Raw genomic sequence first — 20058 nt, 5'->3', positions numbered from 1 at the left:
ACTCGTCACTTTAGAACAAATTGTGAACGAAATTCAGCCGCCGTCAAGTTGTGCATGCAGGAAAGCGGTGGTGCGTTCCCATGCGAGATCGGCCACCGGCTTCGAATAACGTTCGACTGAGGTGTCATTGTTGAAAGCGTGGTTCGCCCCGTCATAAACGTGCGTGGTCACGTTCTTGCCCGACGCCTTCAGCGCTTCGCCCCAAGGGAGTGCGGTGCCGTTGACGCGCGCATCCAGCCCGGCGAGCTGCTGCATGACGGCCGCCGTCACCTTTGGGGCTTCGGCGGGGTTCGGCGCTGATCCGTAATAGGGAACGCAGGCCGCCAACGGCTTGCCCGCCGCTGCCACCGCGAGCCGATTGACCATCGCGCCGCCCCAACAAAAGCCGATCGCGCCCACCTTGCCGCCGCGCGACTTGCCCACCGCAAGCGTCTCGATCATCGCGACGCCGTTCGCCACGGCAACGCCCAGATCGAGCTTGCCGATCATCTCGCGCGCCTTGTTTTCATCCGCCGGGGTGCCGCCAAGCGGGGCGAGAAAATCGGGCGCAAAGGCATAAAAGCCCACCAATGCCAGCTTGCGCGTTACATCCTGGATATGCGGCGTCAGCCCGCGATTTTCGTGGATCACCAGCACCGGGCTCAACCGCCCCCGGCGGCCGCTCGGCTTTGCCCAATAGCCCTGACGAACGCCGTCTTTGGCGATGAAATCCTGCGCGGTCAGGCGCGGGTCTTTCGGATCAATCATCGCGGCCGATACAGGCGATGCGGCGATCCCGGCGATCAGCACTTCAGCCGCCGCGACCGAGCCGGCAAGCGCGACCATCTGGGTCAGCAGCTTGCGGCGATCATGATGCTCATGCGTGAACGCATCGTACAGGTCGATCGCGCGCTGGCGAAGGTCGGACATGGTTGGACTCCCGATTTGGCTGGGCGGCCATGATTAGCGCCGTATGGAGCTGTGTCGATCCACCACCGCCGTTCGGGCTGAGCGAAGTCGAAGCCTATGGGCAGCACGTGCCCTTCGACTTCGCTCAGGGCAAACGGGAGGAGGGGTGCTCCAGTGTAGCTAGGCGTTGATCTTGTCCCTCACGGCGCGCGATACCACCAAACGCCGTCCGCCACGTCCTTCACGGCCCGCCCCTCAACCTCGAGCCGCCGCAAATGCGCGAGCGCCTCCCCCGTCGCCATGCCGAGCACTTCGGGGCCGATCGCGCGTCGGAACAGCCGCCCGAAGCAGTCGACCGCACGGCGCGGTGCTTCGGCGATGAATACCGCCAGCTCGTCGAGCCGGTCGCGGTGCTCGCGGTCGAGCGCGTCGAGACGCACGTGCAGCCCGATAAACGGGTCGCCATGCCCCGGCAGCACGAGCAGGTGGTGCGGCAGCCGCTTCAGCTTCGCGATCGAGTCCAGCCATTCGCCGAGCGGATCGGCGTCCGGCTCGGTGACACTCAGCGAAACGTTGGAGCTGATCCGAGGCAGCACCTGATCGCCCGAAATCAGGATGCCGCGCTCTTCATCGAGCAAACACGCATGTTCCGGGCTGTGGCCCGATCCGGTCACGATCCGCCACGGCCGACCGCCGATCATCAGCGTGTCGCCGTCCGCGATCCGCCGGAAGCCCAGCGGTAACGGGGTAATGATCCGACGAAACCCGCTCCAGCCACGCGCGGTGCCATGCGCCACCTGCGCGTCATCCCAGCCGCCAGCGCGCCAGAACGCGGTCATCTCATCAGGCACCACATCGCGCGCATCGGCGGCGAGCATGCGCGCCGTCAGCCATTCGCCGCGCGTCATCACCAGCGGGCAATCGTGATGATCGCACATCCAGCCGGCTAGGCCGATATGATCGGGGTGGAAATGCGTGCCGATCACCTTGGTGATCCGCACGCCCGCGAGCGCACCCTTGGAAAGCGCTTTCCAGGCGGTGCGCGCATCGGGCAGGTTCATGCCGGTATCGACCAGCGCTACGCCCGGCCCGCGATCGTCATGATCGTCGATCAGCCAGCAATTGATATGCTTCAGCGGCCCCGGCACTGTCAGCCGCACCAGCTTCAGCCCGGGCACGATATCGAACGGCACATCCGGCTCGACCACCGGATGCCCGAACGGATAGGTCAGCCCCTTATGGCTGGTCGGCACAAAGCTTTCGTCAGCGACGAATGCGGTAATGGAAGAATCCCCATTCAGGGTTGAGCTCGACATTCTGCTTCCCCGTTCGTGTCGAGCGAAGTCGAGACACCCTGCGCAGCGCTCGGAACCCGTTTCTCGACTTCGCTCGAAACAAACGGATTAGATTTCAAATACTTTCTCAATCAACGGCGCTTGAAGGGGTCCTCGAAGCCGCGCGCCTCGAGTTCGGTCTCCGCCACACCCGCATTTTCGGCATCGCGGGCGGCCTGTTCGCGCTGGGCGCGCAGTTCTGTGATCAGCGCGGCGCGATCGCCCTCGAGCCGGTTATCGACCGGGGCTTCGATGCCCGCTGCCTTGGCGGCCTTGGCGACGATCGCGTCAAGCTCACGCTGCGAACACAGGCCGAGCGTCACCGGATCCTTCGGGGTGATGTTGGCGATGTTCCAGTGGCTGCGATCGCGGATCGCGGCGATCGTCGTGCGGGTAGTGCCGATCAGATTGCCGATCGCCCCGTCCGAAATCTCTGGATGATTGCGGATGATCCAGGCGATGCCATCGGGCTTGTCCTGCCGCTTCGATACCGGGGTATAACGCGGCCCCTTGGTGCGGCGGACCTGATCGGGGCCTTTCAGCATCTTCAGCGAATAGCTCGGATCGGCCTGGCCCTTTTCGATCTCTTCCTGCGTCAGCTCATGCGCGCGCACCGGATCGCGCCCGGTAAGCTTGGTGGCTGCCGTATCATCGGCAATCGCCTGGATTTCGAGGATGTGCAGCCCGCAAAATTCGGCGATCTGTTCAAAACTGAGCGCCGTATTGTCGACCAGCCATGAGGCGGTTGCGTGCGGCATGAGCGGCTGGGCCACGATAAACTCCTTAAAAACAGAAAGGGCCGCCCCTTCACGGAGCGGCCTGTAATAGAGTGGACTTAATGCGGATCAGCGGTGGGGGCAAGCGACGTCGTATTATGGAGCGATTTCAGTTCAGGCAGCCAGCGCTTCGTCCAGGCGAACCGGGGCCAGTGCCTCCAGAAACTGCCGCGCGCTCGCTTCCCAGGTGAAGGTTTGGCCATAAGCGGCGCAGGCCGACCGATCGAGGGTGAGTGCAGCGGTGATCGCTGCATCCAGATCTTCAGCCATCGCGCCAACGCCTGGTTTCAGCACATCGACCGGCCCGGTCACCGGGAACGCCGCGACCGGCACGCCCGATGCCAGCGCCTCGATCATCACCAGCCCGAACGTGTCCGTCTTGCTGGGAAATACGAACACGTCAGCCGACGCATAAGCAGCGGCAAGTTCGGCACCGAACTTCGGGCCCAGGAAGTGCGCTTGCGGGTATTTCGCCTGCAGCGCCGCGCGGGCAGGGCCGTCGCCCACGATCACCTTGGTGCCCGGCACGCTCGAGTCCAAAAACGCCTCGATATTCTTTTCGATCGCGACGCGGCCGACATAGAGCTGGATCGGCCCCCCACCGCTATGGGCCAGCGCGCGGATCGCAGGATCGGGCGTGACGTGTGCGCCGAAAGTCGACAGATCGACCCCGCGCCCCCAATGCTTGATCCGCGTCAGCCCGTGGTCGCGCAGCGTAGTCGCGATCGACGGGGTCGATGCAAGCACTGCCTGGGCAGGCCAGTGGAACCAGGTGATATACCGCCAGATCCAGCCCGGATCGATCCCGATCCGCGCCGACACATAATCGGGGAACTGGGTGTGATAGGCGGTGGTGAAGGGAAAATCGCGCGCCAGGCACCAGCGCCGCGCGGCGAGGCAAATCGGCCCTTCGGTCGCCAGATGGATCGCGTGCGGATTGAAATCGGCGAGCATCTTGCCGACTGACGCGGTCCGCGCAAAGGCCAGCCGGATTTCAGGATAGGTGGGGCACGGCATCGAATAGAAACGCTCGGGGCTGATCACCAGCACCTCATGCCCCTGGCGCTCAAGCTCGGCGCGCACCGACTGAAGCGTGCGCACCACTCCATTCACCTGGGGGCTCCACGCATCAGTGGCGATGGCGATCCGCACGCGCGTCAGGCCGCCAGCGCCGATACTTTGCCGAGCTCTCGAACGGCGATTTCATCGGCCCAGTGGAGCACCTCCATCCGGCCGTCGAAATGTTCGACCAGCGCGGTGCAGCCTTCCACCCAATCGCCATCGTTCCAATATTCGATGCCCTGGATCATGCGGTGTTCGGCCGTATGGATATGCCCGCACACCACCCCGTCGACACCGCGCGCGCCGGCTGCATGCGCGACGATCTCTTCGTAATTGGAGATGAACTCGACAGCGTTCTTCACCTTTGCCTTGGCGTGCTTTGAGAGCGACCAATAGGGCATGTTAAAGCGTCTGCGAAACGCATTGACCGCCCGATTCAGCCCCATCAGCGCATTGTACGCAAAATCGCCGACATGTGCGAGCCACTTGTGCGCCAGCGTGATCGCATCGAATTCGTCACCGTGCAGCACCAGCAGGCGGCGGCCATCCACGGTCTGGTGGATCGCCTTGCGCCGGATCGAGATGCCGCCAAAGTCGAGCCCCGAAAACTGGCGGAAAACCTCGTCATGATTGCCGGGGATATAGATCACCTTGGCACCGCGCTTGGCGCGTTTCAGCAGCCGCCAGACAATGTCGTTATGCGCGGCTGGCCAATAGAATTTCTTCTTCAGCCGCCAGCCATCGATGATGTCGCCGACCAGATACAATGTTTCGCTGTCGACATGATCGAGAAAGTCGATCAGCATCTCGGCATTGCACCCGCGCGTGCCCAAATGGATGTCCGAAATCCAGATCGTGCGGAACTGCCGCCGCCCCTCGACCGACTTTTCCGGGATGACGGGATTGGAATGCGCGAAATCGGCGAAATCGGTGATGCCGGTGTCCATCACAAGCTGGGCAACGTCCATGCTCTAACCCTTGCAACCATTGGCTGGTTGGTCGGCTATGCCGAGTTTGTGTTACAGTTCGAATCGTTGGAGACCGCAGAAACGCGGGTTTTTTAATCGAGAATGCCAATATGACCCGGCATGGCGGCGATCCGCGCAAGCCACGCCGTCACTGCGGGATAGGCTGCGAGATCGAATCCCCCCTCGCCAGCAACATGGGTGTACGCATAAAGCGCGATATCGGCGAGCGTCAGGGTGTCCCCAACCAGAAACGGCGTACGGGCCAATTGTTCATCCATCAGCGCCAGCGCCGCATCCCCCGCCGCGCGCTTCCCCGGAATCTGCGCCTTTTGCATGTCGCTCAGCGCATCCTCCCCGACAAAGGCGAGCCAGAACCGCAAGGTCGCGATATTGGGTTCGTGATTATATTGTTCGAAGAACATCCAACGCAGCATATCAGCCCGCGCAAAGCGATCCGCCGGGATCAGCGGTGATCCGTCGGCGAGGTAGAAACACGCTGCGTTGCTCTCGGGCAGAAACCGATCGCCGATCTGCAGCACGGGAATGCGGCCATCGGGGTTGACGGTCGCCAGAAACGACGGCGTCCGCGTTTCGCCCGCCAATATGTCATAGCCGAGCCGCGCCAGCGCAATTCCCAAATGCGCCGCGGTGAGCCGGATTTTGTAGCAATTGCCGGACGGGGCGTATTCGTGGAGGATCAAGTCGGTCATGCGAGGCTCCCTGCATCAGCCAGCGCGCCATAGCCCACCAGTCGTCCGCGGATCGAATTAGGAAATCCTGTCGGGCGACAAGCTGCCCTTATAAGATGCCGCCCATTGTCAGCACAATCTTGCCTACATGATCGCCCGCTTCCATCCGGGCATGGGCTGCGCCAGCTTCGGCCAACGGGAAGGTCTTGTCGATCACCGGTTTCAGCCGCCCCGCCTCGACATGCGGCCACACGTTTCGGGCGAGCTCGTCGGCCACCATTGATTTGAAATCCAGGTCGCGGGGGCGCAGCGTCGATCCGGTGAGCGTCAGGCGGCGGCGCATTACCTCGAAGATCGGGATCGTCGCCATCATGCCGCCCTGCACCGCGATTGAGACATGGCGGCCGTCATCGGCGAGGCACTGCAGGTTGCGCGGCACATAGTCTCCGCCCACCATGTCGAGCACCACCGCACACCCCGCCCCGCCGGTGAACGCCTTCACCTCGGCGACGAAATCCCGCGTGTTGTAATTGATCGCATGCGCCGCCCCCAGCGCCATCGCCGCCGCGCATTTCTCATCCGATCCCGCCGTCACGATCACGGTCAGCCCAAAGATCGTGCCGAGCGCGATCGCCATCGTCCCGATGCCGCTGGTGCCACCGTGAACGAGCACGGTATCGCCCTCGCTCGCGTAGCCGCGCTCAAACACATTGGTCCACACGGTGAACAGCGTCTCGGGGATCGCCGCCGCTTCGACCATCGAGAGTGCAGGCGGGACGGGAAGGCAGGTGCCGACCGGCGCGACCGCGAAATCGGCATAGGCCCCGCCGCCGACCAGCGCACAGACCGGCTGGCCAAGCATTTCGGGCTCCACCCCCTCGCCCAGCGCGACCACAGTACCGGCCAGCTCCAGCCCCAGGATCGATGGCGCGCCCGGCGGCATCGGGTACAGCCCCTTGCGCTGAAGCACATCGGGCCGGTTCACCCCGGCCGCGGCAACCCGGATCAGCACCTCGCCCGCGCCCGGGACCGGGATCGGGCGGATCACGGGCACCAGCACTTCCGGCCCGCCGGGCGCGGCCGGATCGATCGCCGTCATGATATCCGGCATGGTTTCGGGAATTGCGCTCATGGAATCCGCCACCCTTGGGCCCCGTATGGGATCGTCGCTGGAAAAAGCCCCGATGGCCTTATTGACACGACGATCGCGCGGGTCAACGTTGTCGCACATGGAGCCCGACGAGAATTTGCCGCGTCGGGCGAGCGATCCTCTGGAGGCGCTTGCCCGGCTTGAGCTCGACCCGTTGTCGGTCGAGGAGCTGGAAGCGCGCATTACCGCGCTGGCCGCAGAGATCGAACGCACCAAGCGACATTTGTCAAAAGCCGTTAACCATCGCGCAAGCGCGGATGCGTTATTCAGACGGTGACAGGTCTTTCGCCTTCGAAGCCGTTCGGGGCGGAAGTTTGTCAAGTGCTTGATGCGGAGGGCGCGCCTTCCAACATAGCTGGAAAGGGCCGTCGCCTGACGGTCCGTTTGGAGTTAAGATAATGCCCTCTTTTGCTTCCGCGCTTGAGACCACGCTGCACAAGGCCCTCGAAGCCGCCTCATCGCGCCGCCATGAATATGCAACGCTCGAACATCTGCTGCTCGCACTGGTCGATGACGAGCACGCGTCGAAGGTGATGGCATCATGCGGGGTCGATCTCGGCGAGTTGAAGACGACCGTCGCCCATTATCTCGATACCGAGCTTGAGGCGCTGAAGGTGGAAGCGGCGACTGATCCGTCGCCGACCAGCGGTTTCCAGCGCGTTGTCCAGCGCGCGATCCTCCACGTCCAGTCATCCGGCCGCGATGAAGTGACTGGCGCGAACGTGCTCGTTGCTTTGTTCAGCGAGCGCGAGAGCTATGCCGTCTATTTCCTGCAGCAGCAGGATATGAGCCGCCTCGACGCGGTCAGCTTCATCAGCCACGGCGTCGGCAAGGGCGGCACCCCCACCGAAGCATCGTCGCCAAAGGGTGCCGAAGAGGAAAAGCCCGCCAAGCAGGACGGCAAGGCGAAGGGCGAGAGCGCGCTGAAGCAATTCTGCGTCGACCTCAACGAAAAGGCCCGCAAGGGCAAAGTCGATCCACTGATCGGCCGCCATGCCGAGGTTGACCGGACGGTGCAGATCCTGTGCCGCCGCAGCAAGAACAACCCGCTTTATGTGGGCGATCCCGGCGTCGGCAAAACCGCGATTGCGGAAGGGCTGGCGCGGAAAATCATCGAAGGTGATGTGCCTGAGGTCCTGAAGCCAGCGATCATCTATTCGCTCGACATGGGCGCGCTGCTCGCCGGTACGCGTTACCGCGGTGATTTCGAGGAGCGGCTGAAGGCCGTCGTCAACGAGCTCGAAAAGCTGCCCGATGCGATCCTGTTCATCGACGAAATCCACACCGTCATCGGCGCCGGGGCCACCAGCGGCGGCGCGATGGACGCGTCGAACCTGCTCAAGCCGGCTTTGTCGGGCGGCACGATACGCTGCATCGGCTCGACCACCTACAAGGAATTCCGCAACCATTTCGAAAAGGACCGCGCGCTGCTGCGCCGGTTCCAGAAGATCGACGTCAACGAACCGACGATCGAGGATACGATCAAGATCCTGACCGGGCTGCGGACCGCTTTCGAAGAGCATCATTCGGTAAAATACACGCCCGATGCGATCAAGACCGCGGTCGAACTGTCGGCGCGCTATATCAACGATCGCAAATTGCCGGACAAGGCAATCGACGTGATCGACGAGGTTGGCGCAATGCAGATGCTCGTGCCGCCCAGCCGCCGCAAGCGCACGATCACCGCCAAGGAGATCGAACAGGTAATCGCGACGATGGCGCGCATCCCGCCCAAATCGGTGTCAAAGGACGATACGGCGGCGCTTGCCAGCCTCGAAACCGATCTAAAGCGCGTTGTGTTCGGCCAGAATGCCGCGATCGAAAAACTGGCGTCCGCGATCAAGCTGTCGCGCGCCGGGCTTCGCGATCCCGACAAGCCGATCGGCAATTATCTGTTCACCGGCCCCACCGGCGTCGGCAAAACCGAAGTTGCCCGTCAGCTTGCGTCGATCATGGGCATCCCGCTCCAGCGGTTCGACATGTCCGAATATATGGAACGCCACTCGGTCAGCCGACTGATCGGCGCGCCTCCGGGCTATGTCGGCTATGATCAGGGCGGGTTGCTCACCGATGCAGTCGACCAGCAGCCGCATTCGGTGCTGTTGCTCGACGAAATCGAAAAGGCGCATCCCGATCTGTTCAACATCCTGTTGCAGGTGATGGACAACGGCAAGCTCACCGATCACCACGGCAAGACAGTCGATTTCCGCAACACCATCCTGATCATGACGACCAATGCGGGCGCCAGCGACATGGCGCGCGAGGCGGTCGGCTTTGGCGCGATGACGCGCGAAGGCGAGGATGAGGAGGCGGTGAAGAAGATGTTCACGCCGGAATTCCGAAACCGGCTCGATGCAATCGTGCCGTTCGGTTATCTTCCACCGGAAGTTGTCGCCCGCGTCGTCGACAAATTCATCCTCCAGCTCGAACTGCAGCTGGCGGATCGGCAGGTCCATATCAACCTGGACGATGAATCCAAGGCGTGGCTCACCACCAAGGGCTATGACAAGCTTTATGGTGCCCGTCCGATGGGCCGCCTGATCCAGGAAAAGATCAAGCAGCCGCTCGCCGAAGAATTGTTGTTCGGCAAGCTCGTCCATGGCGGCGAGGTGACGGTGAAGCTGAAGGACAACGCACTCTCCTTCGAGATCATCCCGGCGGCCCCCAAAAAACCCAAAAAGAAGGGCAAAGCCGAGAAGATCGAAGTAAAATAGCTCTTCGACCTCAATCAGTTGAAACAATCAAAGGGCGGTCCTTCGGGCCGCCCTTTTTTGTGGCTGCCGGGGTGGGCGCGATGTGTCAGATCGGCGACACTATGGCAGCATAACTGTCGTAATTTCTTCCCAGGCGTGTCGCTGACCGGTCACGCGCCTGACTCGTCTCGCGCCTAGGGGAACGGCGTCGCGCGGCGCAGACCGCGGACATGTTCGCCCTATCCCCAGGAGATCACCCATGTTTACCAAAGCCATTGTGCTGTCTGCAATTTCGCTTGCAGCTATCGCCATCTCGACACCCGTTCTCGCGCAAACCGTCGTTCGGGAAAGCCGCACTGTCATCATCAATCGTGCCGATCTGCGCTCGGTCGAAGGTCGTGCGCGCATCGATGCGCGGCTGATCCACGCCGCCAACCGCGTGTGCGAACCTGCGTATCGTCGCGGCGTACTGTTCACGCGCGGTGCCGACGCCTGCCGCGACGCTGCTCTCGCCGATGCGCGCCGCCAGCTCGATCAGCGCGTTGCGGCAGCAACGGGCACCATCCAAATCGCCGTGGTTAACGGCGCAAACGCATCGCGCTGACGCATAAGGCCGGGCCGGCCGACGGATAGGCGCACGTCCTTCCGCCGGTCGGCCCATCTTTACATTATCTTTGCTATAGTCAGTTACCGCCGATGGAATGGAATTCGGGCGTTCTTTCCTCTGTCGGCGCATCTTGGCCCTGGTTTTCGCCGCATTGGCGATGGCGCTTTCCTCGGCGCCAGCGCGGGCACAGAATGGCCTCAGCAACCCACCGCTTGACCTATGCGTCAAGCGTGGAGTCAAGGGCGATGTAGCCAGGCAGCTATTCGCCGCGACCGCCCGTTTCGATTGCCGAACGCGGCAAACCAGTTTCGGCCCCGGCGATTTCTGGGTAATCGCCCCTGTTTTGCCGAAATGGTCGAGCCCCTCGATGCCGGCGGCCGTGCGCACATCGGCGACAACACAGGATCGCTCGATCCTCTACGGGCGCTATGCCGACGGGGTGATTATCGCGCTGCCGATGGCCAAGCATGAGATTTCGCGCCACTTGCAGCTCGGCGCGATTGTCGAACAAGTGCTGCCCGCGCGCGCGACACCCCTTGTCCAACTGCTTTGGAAGATCGAAGGATCGGGGAATCCCCGCGGTATTGTGGTCGGCGCCCAAATTACCGAACCGGGCGAAAGTGCGACACTCAACCTGTTCATGGCAGCACTTTATTCGGCATTTGGCGGGCTATGCGTGGCGCTGATCCTGCATAACCTGGCGATGTGGCGGGCGTTGCGGCACCCCTTCCAGCTCATTTACTGTCTGATGGTCGCATCGCTTGCGGTCTATGCGCTGTCATCATCAGGCGCGCTGGCCTGGATCTGGCCCGATCTGCCCGATTTGGTCCGGGTCAAGATCAACTATCTGATGCTCGGGATTTCAGCGAGCCTCGCGCTGCTGTTTGCCCGTGCCTATTTCGAACCTGAAGTCTGTGCCGGGTGGCTCTCCCCCGCCATCATGCTTGTCTGCGGCGTATTGATCGCCAGCGCGGTGATGTTCGCGCTGCTCGTCCCGTGGCAGGCATTCATGCTGCAGCGGATTTTTGTGATGTCCTTTATCGGCGTCGTGGCGCTTGTCCCCCCTATATTGTGGCGGGCATGGACGACCAGAAGCCGCTATTTCTGGGTGGTTACCATCGCCTGGGCCGCGCCGATCATCTTTGCCGGGCTTCGCGTTGCCAATGGCCTGAACTTCATCAACTGGAGCTTCTGGGTCGATAACTCGACGATTATGGCAATGACGAGCGAAGCGTTATTGTCATCGTTCGCGATTTCCTATCGCGTCCGCCTGCTCAGCCGTGAGCGAGACGATGCGCGCGTCCGCGAACTCGCCGCTCGAGCGCTTGCAGATACCGATCCGCTGACCGGGCTGCTCAACCGCCGGTCATTTTTGGCCCGGGCGATCGGCCAGACGGGGGATCATGTTCTATTGATCGCGGACCTAGATCATTTCAAGGCGGTCAACGAAACGATTGGCCATGATGGCGGCGACGAGGTGTTGCGCGTGTTCGCTCGGGCGTTGCGCGCATCAATCCCTGCCGAGGGGCTGGTGGCGAGGATCGGTGGCGAGGAGTTCGCGGTCCTGCTGCCCGCCAATCGCGCGATTGACGCCGCGACGATCCTTGATCGGTTGCGCGCCGAACGCATGCCCTTCGATCTGACCGTTACGGCCAGCATCGGCGCAAGCACGGGCCCACTGGCCACCGACATTGACTGGAAGAAACTCTATCGCCGGGCTGATCGCGCGCTGTTCGCCGCCAAATCCGAAGGCCGCGATCGGGTGCGATATGATTTGGCGATCGCCGCCTGAAGCCACTTGCAGCGACTCCAAAAGTAAAGTAAGCCTGACTTCAGGAGGACGACTCGTCATGCGTAATCGTCGGGTAATCTTGGCTGGTTCTGCACTGCTGTTGCTCGCGATGTCGGTTCGGCATCCGACGGCGGATATCCGTGTCATCACTCATGAAGCGAGCGATCCCACCCCGCGCGAGGTGCGCGCCGCTTTTGATGTCGGCCTGATGGCGGTTTCGGTCCTCATCACCTGGACCTCGAAGCGCTTCGCCTGAGCGTTACCGTTCGCCCTAAAATGACGGGTTGATTGCAGCGCGTTGCTGCTTACACCTGTGTCAATGATCCGCGACGAAAACGCTTGGCACACTTCTTACCGACACCCCGGCGGTTGGGACCGACCTTTCCCGCCCTTAGCGATGACGACGATGTTCGATCAGGCTGCTTCGCTGAACGGCGATGCGCCGCTGATCGATTTCCTCGGCCGCCATTACAGCTATGCTGAAACGTTGGATGGCGCAAACCGCGTCGCCAAGGGATTACACGCGCTTGGCTATGGGCCGGGCGATCGGATCGGGTTGTTCCTGCCGAACGTGCCGCATTATGTCGCTGCCTATTACGGCATCCTGAAACTGGGCGCGACGGTGGTAAACTTTTCGCCGCTCTATACCGCGGCGGAACTTGAGCATCAGGTCGCCGATTCGGGCACGCGGATGCTGTTCACGATCTCCGCGTCGGCGCTGCTTCCCACGGCGCTGAAGGTGCTGGAGGAAAGCGCGCTCGAAAGGCTGGTGGTCGGATCGGTCGCGGGCGCGCTGCCGCCGGTCAAATCGATTTTCTACCGCCTGTTCAACGGGAAAGACGTGGCCGCCAAGCCGCATGATCCGCGCATCACCGCGTTCAGCGCGCTGATCGCGAATGATGGCAAACTGCCCCCCGCCGCAATCGACCCCGAGCATGATGTCGCCCTGATCCAATATACCGGCGGTACCACGGGCAGCCCCAAGGGCGCGATGCTCACTCACCAGAATTTGACCGCGAATGCGCGACAGGTGAACGCGATCGATCCCGAGCCGGGCATGGAGGACCGCATTCTCGGCGTGCTCCCGCTGTTCCATGTGTTCGCCAATACCTGCGTGCTCAACCGGACGGTGCTGTCGGGCGGGTGCATTGTGATGCTGCCGCGCTTCAATGCCGCCCAGGCGCTTGCCGCCATCTCGCGAACCCGCGCCACCGCGCTACCGGGTGTACCGACCATGTATCAGGCGCTGCTCGATCACCCGAAGATCGCCAGCACCGATTTCTCTTGCCTGCGCGTCTGCATATCCGGCGGCGCGCCGCTGCCGGGCGAGCTGCGCACAAAGTTTGAGCAGGTCACCAAGGCGCAGCTGGTGGAAGGCTATGGCCTGTCCGAGACCTCGGGCGTCGTTTCCGCCAATCCCTATCTAGGCGAGGGCAAGACCGGCACGATCGGCCAGCCGCTGCCCGCCACGCGCATTCGCCTGGTCGACAAGGAAAATCCCGCGCATCCTGTGCGAGAGGGCGAGCCCGGCGAGATCCTGGTCGCGGGACCGCAGATCATGAAGGGATATTGGAACCGGCCCGATGCCGATGCCGATGTGTTCATCATCGATGCCGACGGCACCAAATGGCTGCGCACCGGCGATGTTGGCCAGATCGACAGCGATGGCTTTGTGAAGATCGTCGACCGGCTGAAGGACATGATCGCGGTCGGCGGGTTCAAGGTGTTCCCCAGCCAGATCGAGGCGATCCTGTACAAGCACCCCGCGGTCAAAGAGGCGCTCGTCATCGGCATCCCCGACAGCTACCGCGGCGAACATCCGCGCGCCTATGTGACGCTGAACGACGGCGAGGAGGCGACGGGGGCGGCGCTAACCGCTTGGCTCAATCCGCAACTCGGCAAGGTCGAACAAGTCGACAGCGTCGTGGTGCGCGAGACCATGCCCAAGACGATGATCGGCAAGCTGAGCCGCAAGGATCTGGTGGCGGAGGTGCTGGGGTAGGGGGTGCAGGATTTATGATGAACTGCGGTTGCAGTGTCGTAAATTGAGCGAATAAGGTGCAGTGTCACCGTAAATCGACGTTCCGACAAGCGGAAAGCATCGGGCGGCCACTGGGCGACAGCGCCTTTCTCGACCGCGTCGCCACTCAACTGGGGCGTGATCCAAAGCCCGGCAAGTTTGGCCGCCAAGCAACGGGTCCGGAATAAAGTGCACTGTCACCGTAATTCCAACAAATCCCGCTACACAGCATAATTCTCGCGTTCAAAAAACGTCCGCTGCCGGTGCGTGCTCGCCTGGACGATGTAATCGCAATTGCAGTAACAAGTATTAACAGAAGGGCGGTTTTTGTATTTGGCCGAAATGATTGATTTTTGAAACATGATTATATCTTATTTTTGTGTCCGGATCAATAGTTATTAATTAAATGAATTAGGTGATGGCTATCGATAAGGCAAATCCTCAAGTTTTTAAACTAACGTCGTAGAATAAGACTAAAAATGCAAAAAGACCCATTGCGTGAACGAATACAATTGCTAATCTGACTGCATGGGGGCGGTTTGAACAACGATATAGTAAGGGCGTGTAAGCCTGATCCAAAGCGCTCAATATATCTGCTCGGCGGAATGTCTTGGCGCGTCAGCTTGCATACACAGCAGCGCCGGGCGCTCGATTTAGTCGACGCAGTAGCGAGCAGTATTGCGAGCGGCACGGATGTGGCTGTCGTTGGCGGTGGGGTCGCCGGCGTGATGTGCGCCGCCGCCATGTTCGTAAGGGGCTACCAAGTTACGCTATTTGAGCGCGCCGACGTGTTGATGCCGTTGCAGAGAAAGAACACGACACGTTTTATACATCCTAACTCAGTAACATGGCCTTATTCGTCGTTACCAAGTTCGACAGACCTGCCGTTCCTGAATTGGCATTCCGCTTTTTCTAACGAAATCGCCGACATGATAGAGCAAGAGTTTAGATCTGGCTTCGTTGGAGCGGAGCATCAGGGGATTAATGTTAACCTAGCAACTAACGTGACTAAGATCGAGAACCGCAACAACAAGCTGCGCGTTACGTTCAAAGACGGCGGCGACGAACGGTACGACCTGTTCACAGCGGTCTTCGCAACGACCGGGTTCAGCAGCGAGCGAAAGATATCGGGCTATGACCGCTTCTCCTACTGGGAAGACACCTCGCCAATCCCAATCGGTTCAAAATTCGAGAAGCCCTCCGTTGCGATCGTGGGCGATGGCGACGGCGCGCTGGTTGAATTGATTCGCTGTGCATGGCCAAACGAGAACATTGATCAACTCTACCGCTTCGTAGCCGACAAATTCGTCGTCGACGTCGAAAAGCAGGATCTTATCAAAACCGAGGAAGAGACCGCACGTACAGTGTTCTCAACCGATCCGCAGGGAGCCCAAGAAGCGCTCTCAACTGTCTACCTCGGCGACATTTTATCGCCGCAGGGTAAGAAATTTCTTCGATCTCGCTATAACGACGCCGTGACTATGACGCTTTTGAGTAAGTTTTCGCAACCATTCTCTCCCAGGGCATCTCCAATCCACAAGGTTCTCCTAGGCTTCCTCCTTTCCGAAAACCTCCTGACCCGAATCGAGCTCGAGGCCACAGGCGTCGTTTTTAGGGATGATAGCTACTTCGTTCAGGGAGAGGCGGCTTCTGGACAGATTGAAGTCGGACCCTTCAGCCGGGTACTCGAGAGGATTGGCCCGAGGCGATCCTACTGTCCGCTCGCGAACGATACGTTCGGAGCGTCTAAATTAGAAGCCTTTAGCAAGGACAACGCTGCCGAATTCGACTTCTCGAATTCCATTTCCACTGACAAATACGGTCCGGCTGCGCAGGTGAGAGGCCCACTGAGCGAGGTCACGCCTATCGAAACGGCCAGAGATAGGCTCGAACGGTACTACCGCTCTAACTACCCCAGAAAGGTCGCGGAAGTTGCGATCGGCAAAGTCGATCAAAATCCCGGATTTAGGGTGATCGTCCACGAAGAAAATCTCAAATGGGACGGCCCCACGGTATACGCTGGCTACAATATCGAGTATGAACGGGCGAAGGGCCCGCCGAGAGTGATCTGACACCCATGGGAGACCTCGTCAAATGACCGGTTCGACAGAACTCGTTGAGGTGAGTCAGGAGATTCATGCTGTCGTCGGAGAGAAGCGGCGGATAGGTCGGATCGCTGCGTTCGTCACGCCGGACAAGGACGGCGACGAACGCGAGATTTATTGTATTAGCGCGGCCCATGTTTTTGGCTTTCGCTCGGGCGCTAAAATCTTAAACCGAGAAGGCCGGAAAATTGGCAAGGCCGATTGGAGTCGTTTCAACTCCGTTATGGACCTCTGGCGCGTTGACCCCAATTATAGCTGCCTAAAGGAAGTAGGCGTGATCCGCATCGATCCCGATGTCGCCGTTCGGAACTCCTCGGGACATGATCCGGTCCGATCAGTTATGTCGCCGATCGACCACTTTCTTCAGGGCAATGGTGAGGTGTTCGTGAAGGGCGATCGCTTCGGCGTTATAACTCGCGTACGTGCCAACCCGGAAATTATGTATGCCGATGGCCTTACAGTCCGGACGCGTGGGTTCTTCGTGAACAGGGAGAATTCGTCTGTCGAAGTTCACGCCGGAAGCTCCGGCCGACCCGTCTTCACTGCGCACGGAGAACTTCTCGGCATGATCATCGCTAGCATGGAAAATGAGTTATTCTGTCTCGATTTTCATGAGATCCTGCAATTGTTGGGATGTCGTCTGCTCGATTATTCCGCGAAGGGCTACGTTGAACGCACGTTCGCCTAGCAGAGTAAAAAGTGAGGCTAGGTGGTATCTTTTTTCTGCGGCACCGCGTGTCTGACGGTATGCATCAGTTTGGTCGCCAGCACCTAACGGACCGACTCCTCGTCCTTCGCACCCCACCCCTTCCCCCGTGCGCGCCTGCTTGCTAAGGCCTCCCGCACAGCAATGCATCGGCGATGGCGCGGTCGTGAGCGGTTTCCCCAACTGCCACCGCGTTCACCTTCGCTGATAGGGCCAACAGGGAAGGACCGCTTATGACCGCCATCGGACAAGACACGCTCGGCACACGCGACACGCTGAGCGCAGGCGGCCAGAGCTACAGCTATTACAGCCTGTCCAAGGCGTCGGCGAAGCTGGGTGATATCAGCCGCTTGCCCTTTTCGATGAAGGTGCTGCTCGAAAATCTGCTGCGTTTCGAAGACGGCAAGACCGTGACGACCGAGGATATCCAGGCGCTGGTCGACTGGCAGCAGGAGCGCAAATCGGATCGTGAAATCCAGTATCGCCCTGCGCGCGTGCTGATGCAGGATTTCACCGGTGTTCCTTGCGTCGTCGATCTCGCGGCGATGCGCGATGCGATCACCCGGCTGGGTGGCGACGCACAGAAGATCAATCCGCTGGTGCCCGTTCACCTCGTCATCGATCACTCGGTAATGGTCGATGAATTCGGCACGCCCCAGGCGTTCCACGACAATGTCGAGCTGGAATATGCCCGCAACAACGAACGCTATGAATTCCTGAAATGGGGATCGAAGGCGCTCGATAATTTCAAGGTCGTGCCCCCCGGCACCGGCATCTGCCACCAGGTGAACCTTGAGAATATCGCCCAGGCCGTGTGGTCGTCACAGGCCCCGGATGGCAGCATGGTCGCCTATCCCGATACCTGTGTCGGCACAGACAGCCACACGACGATGGTCAACGGCCTCGGTGTGCTCGGCTGGGGCGTCGGCGGGATCGAGGCGGAAGCCGCGATGCTCGGCCAGCCCGTCTCGATGCTGATTCCCGAAGTCGTCGGCTTCAAGCTTACGGGCACGCTGGCTGAAGGCATCACAGCGACCGATCTGGTCCTCACCGTCACCCAGATGCTGCGCGCCAAGGGCGTGGTCGGGCGCTTCGTCGAATTCTACGGCCCCGGCCTTGATGCACTCTCGCTGGCTGACCGCGCGACGATCGCCAATATGGCGCCTGAATATGGCGCAACCTGTGGCTTCTTCCCCGTTGATGACGCGACCCTCACCTATCTGCGCCTCACCGGCCGCACCGAAGAGCAGATCGCGCTGGTCGAGGCTTATGCGCGCGCGCAAGGCATGTGGCGGCTCGCCGATGCGCCCGATCCCGTGTTCACCGATACGCTTGAGCTCGACATGAGCGTGGTCGTCCCCTCGCTCGCCGGGCCGAAGCGCCCGCAGGACAAAGTGGTGCTGACCCAGGTCGACGATGTGTTCAACGCCGATCTCGCCAAGGTATACAGCCATTCCGAGCCCAAGCGCGTCGCGGTCGAGGGCAAGGATCATGACATCGGCGACGGCGACGTCGTGATCGCCGCGATCACCAGCTGCACCAACACCTCGAACCCCTCGGTGCTCGTCGCCGCAGGCCTTGTCGCACGCAAGGCCAATGCGCTTGGCCTGAAGCCCAAGCCCTGGGTGAAGACCTCGCTCGCACCGGGTAGCCAGGTGGTGACCGATTATCTCGACAAGGCCGGGCTGACGGCGGATCTCAACGCGGTCGGCTTCAACCTGGTCGGCTATGGCTGCACGACCTGCATCGGCAACTCAGGGCCGCTCGCGCCCGCGATTTCGGCAGCGATCAACGAGAATGACATCGTCGCCGCCTCGGTACTATCAGGCAACCGCAACTTCGAAGGCCGCGTGTCGCCCGATGTCCGCGCCAACTTCCTCGCCTCGCCACCGTTGGTTGTGGCCTATGCGCTCAAGGGCAGCGTCACGACCGATTTCGTCACCACCCCGATCGGCCAGGCAACCGATGGCAGCGATGTGTATCTGAAGGATATCTGGCCCACCAACGCCGAAATCCGCAGTGTGATGGACGCCAATATCGATCGCGGCATGTTCCAAGCGCGCTATGCCCATGTGTTTGCAGGCGACGCCAAATGGCAGTCGATCGACGTGACGGGATCGGACACCTATATGTGGCGCGCAGGCTCCACCTATGTCGCCAACCCGCCCTATTTCGACGGAATGACGATGACGCCCGCACCGGTGACCGACATTATCGAGGCACGCCCGCTCGCGCTGTTCGCCGATTCGATCACGACCGATCACATCTCGCCCGCCGGTTCGATCAAGGCGGACTCGCCCGCAGGCAAGTTCCTGCAGGAACATCAGGTATCGAAGGCCGACTTCAACTCCTACGGCGCGCGGCGTGGGCATCACGACGTAATGATGCGCGGCACCTTCGCCAATATCCGCATCAAGAACGAGATGACGCCGGGCATTGAAGGCGGCGTCACCAAGTACATCCCGACCGGCGAAGTCATGGCGATCTATGACGCCGCGATGCGCTACAAGGCAGATGGTACCCCGCTCGTCGTCGTCGCGGGCAAGGAATATGGCACCGGCTCGTCACGTGACTGGGCGGCCAAGGGCACCAACCTCCTCGGCGTGCGCGCGGTCATCACCGAGAGCTTCGAGCGCATTCACCGCTCCAACCTGGTCGGCATGGGCGTGCTGCCGCTGCAGTTCGCCGATGGGGTGGACCGCACCACGCTGAAACTCGACGGCACGGAGACCTTCACGATCACCGGCGTCGCCGATCTCCGCCCGCGCCAGGACGTCACCGTTACGCTCACCCGCGCTGACGGGTCGGTGGAGACGTTCGAAACGCGTTGCCGGATCGATACGGTCAACGAGCTGGAATATTTCCTGAACGGCGGCATTTTGCACTACGTGCTGAGGAACCTGGCGGCCTCGTGAACGGACCGCTTTCCGGCAGCTGCCATTGCGGCGCGGTGCGGGTGACGATCCCGGCCGCGCCCGACTATATCAATGACTGCAACTGCTCGCTGTGCATGACGCGCGGGGCGATCTGGGGCTATTCCCCGCCCGCCGCGGTCACGGTCGCCGGCGAGACGCGAAACTATGTCCGCGCCGACCTGCCCGATCCGTCATTGGCCAAGCACTGGTGCGCGGTGTGCGGTACCACCACGCATTGGCTGGCGCTCGATCCCGGTTATGACCGGATCGGCGGCAATATGCGGCTGTTCGATCCGGCTGATTATGCTGCGGTGGAGATCAGACCGGTTGATGGTCGCAGTTGGGAGGGTTGA

Annotated in this window: 17 protein-coding genes; 10 read left to right on the top strand and 7 right to left on the bottom strand. The window is 61.2% G+C overall.

Annotated features, from left to right (window positions below):
- Positions 1-33: 33 nt before the first annotated feature.
- The 7 genes from B7Y49_RS08230 to B7Y49_RS08200 all read right to left on the bottom strand — a co-directional run bounded on the left by B7Y49_RS08230 (position 34) and on the right by B7Y49_RS08200 (position 6849).
- Positions 34-909 (bottom strand): dienelactone hydrolase family protein, encoded by an 876-nt coding sequence (locus B7Y49_RS08230; RefSeq protein ID WP_374127104.1) that lies wholly within the window; start codon positions 907-909, stop codon positions 34-36.
- A gap of 179 nt (positions 910-1088) precedes the next feature.
- Complete coding sequence (locus tag B7Y49_RS08225) at positions 1089-2204, bottom strand: MBL fold metallo-hydrolase (RefSeq protein WP_374127103.1); 1116 nt, start codon at positions 2202-2204, stop codon at positions 1089-1091.
- Between the two features lie 110 nt (positions 2205-2314).
- Positions 2315-2995, bottom strand: coding sequence for a DUF1013 domain-containing protein (locus B7Y49_RS08220; RefSeq protein WP_374127102.1), 681 nt, complete (start codon positions 2993-2995; stop codon positions 2315-2317).
- Positions 2996-3112: 117 nt separating this feature from the next.
- On the bottom strand, positions 3113-4150 hold the full coding sequence (locus B7Y49_RS08215; protein ID WP_374127101.1) for a glycosyltransferase family 1 protein: 1038 nt from the start codon (positions 4148-4150) through the stop codon (positions 3113-3115).
- Positions 4151-4155: 5 nt separating this feature from the next.
- Complete coding sequence (locus tag B7Y49_RS08210; protein ID WP_374127158.1) at positions 4156-5007, bottom strand: UDP-2,3-diacylglucosamine diphosphatase; 852 nt, start codon at positions 5005-5007, stop codon at positions 4156-4158.
- 113 nt (positions 5008-5120) lie between these two features.
- Positions 5121-5738: a glutathione S-transferase family protein gene (locus B7Y49_RS08205; protein WP_374127100.1), complete on the bottom strand. Its 618-nt coding sequence runs from the start codon at positions 5736-5738 to the stop codon at positions 5121-5123.
- Positions 5739-5826: 88 nt separating this feature from the next.
- Complete coding sequence (locus B7Y49_RS08200; RefSeq protein WP_374127099.1) at positions 5827-6849, bottom strand: NAD(P)H-quinone oxidoreductase; 1023 nt, start codon at positions 6847-6849, stop codon at positions 5827-5829.
- 97 nt (positions 6850-6946) lie between these two features.
- Here B7Y49_RS08200 and B7Y49_RS08195 point away from each other — a divergent pair, with 97 nt between their 5' ends.
- The 10 genes from B7Y49_RS08195 to B7Y49_RS08150 all read left to right on the top strand — a co-directional run bounded on the left by B7Y49_RS08195 (position 6947) and on the right by B7Y49_RS08150 (position 20058).
- Entirely contained in the window at positions 6947-7144 is a 198-nt protein-coding gene (locus B7Y49_RS08195; RefSeq protein ID WP_374127098.1) for a DUF1192 domain-containing protein, read from the top strand.
- Positions 7145-7265: 121 nt separating this feature from the next.
- Entirely contained in the window at positions 7266-9581 is a 2316-nt protein-coding gene (gene clpA / locus B7Y49_RS08190; protein ID WP_374127097.1) for an ATP-dependent Clp protease ATP-binding subunit, read from the top strand.
- Positions 9582-9819: 238 nt separating this feature from the next.
- Positions 9820-10164: a UrcA family protein gene (locus B7Y49_RS08185; RefSeq protein ID WP_374127096.1), complete on the top strand. Its 345-nt coding sequence runs from the start codon at positions 9820-9822 to the stop codon at positions 10162-10164.
- A 133-nt stretch (positions 10165-10297) separates the two neighbouring features.
- On the top strand, positions 10298-11959 hold the full coding sequence (locus B7Y49_RS08180; protein WP_374127095.1) for a diguanylate cyclase: 1662 nt from the start codon (positions 10298-10300) through the stop codon (positions 11957-11959).
- A gap of 58 nt (positions 11960-12017) precedes the next feature.
- Complete coding sequence (locus B7Y49_RS08175; RefSeq protein WP_374127094.1) at positions 12018-12215, top strand: hypothetical protein; 198 nt, start codon at positions 12018-12020, stop codon at positions 12213-12215.
- Between the two features lie 63 nt (positions 12216-12278).
- Positions 12279-13961, top strand: coding sequence for a long-chain fatty acid--CoA ligase (locus B7Y49_RS08170; RefSeq protein ID WP_374127093.1), 1683 nt, complete (start codon positions 12279-12281; stop codon positions 13959-13961).
- Positions 13962-14518: 557 nt separating this feature from the next.
- Complete coding sequence (locus B7Y49_RS08165; RefSeq protein WP_374127092.1) at positions 14519-16051, top strand: FAD-dependent oxidoreductase; 1533 nt, start codon at positions 14519-14521, stop codon at positions 16049-16051.
- 22 nt (positions 16052-16073) lie between these two features.
- Positions 16074-16772: a hypothetical protein gene (locus B7Y49_RS08160; RefSeq protein WP_374127091.1), complete on the top strand. Its 699-nt coding sequence runs from the start codon at positions 16074-16076 to the stop codon at positions 16770-16772.
- A 251-nt stretch (positions 16773-17023) separates the two neighbouring features.
- Positions 17024-19705 carry an aconitate hydratase gene (gene acnA, locus B7Y49_RS08155; RefSeq protein WP_374127090.1) on the top strand — a complete coding sequence of 894 codons (2682 nt, stop codon included), beginning with the start codon at positions 17024-17026 and terminating at the stop codon, positions 19703-19705.
- A complete protein-coding gene (locus tag B7Y49_RS08150; protein ID WP_374127089.1) occupies positions 19702-20058 on the top strand; it encodes a GFA family protein in 357 nt (118 codons plus the stop codon). The genes acnA and B7Y49_RS08150 overlap by 4 nt, the downstream gene beginning before the upstream one ends.

The sequence above is a fragment of the Sphingomonas sp. 28-62-11 genome, assembly GCF_002278865.1.
In the GTDB taxonomy this organism is placed as follows: Bacteria; Pseudomonadota; Alphaproteobacteria; order Sphingomonadales; family Sphingomonadaceae; genus Sphingomonas.
This window is presented reverse-complemented; position numbering and strand designations above follow the sequence as displayed.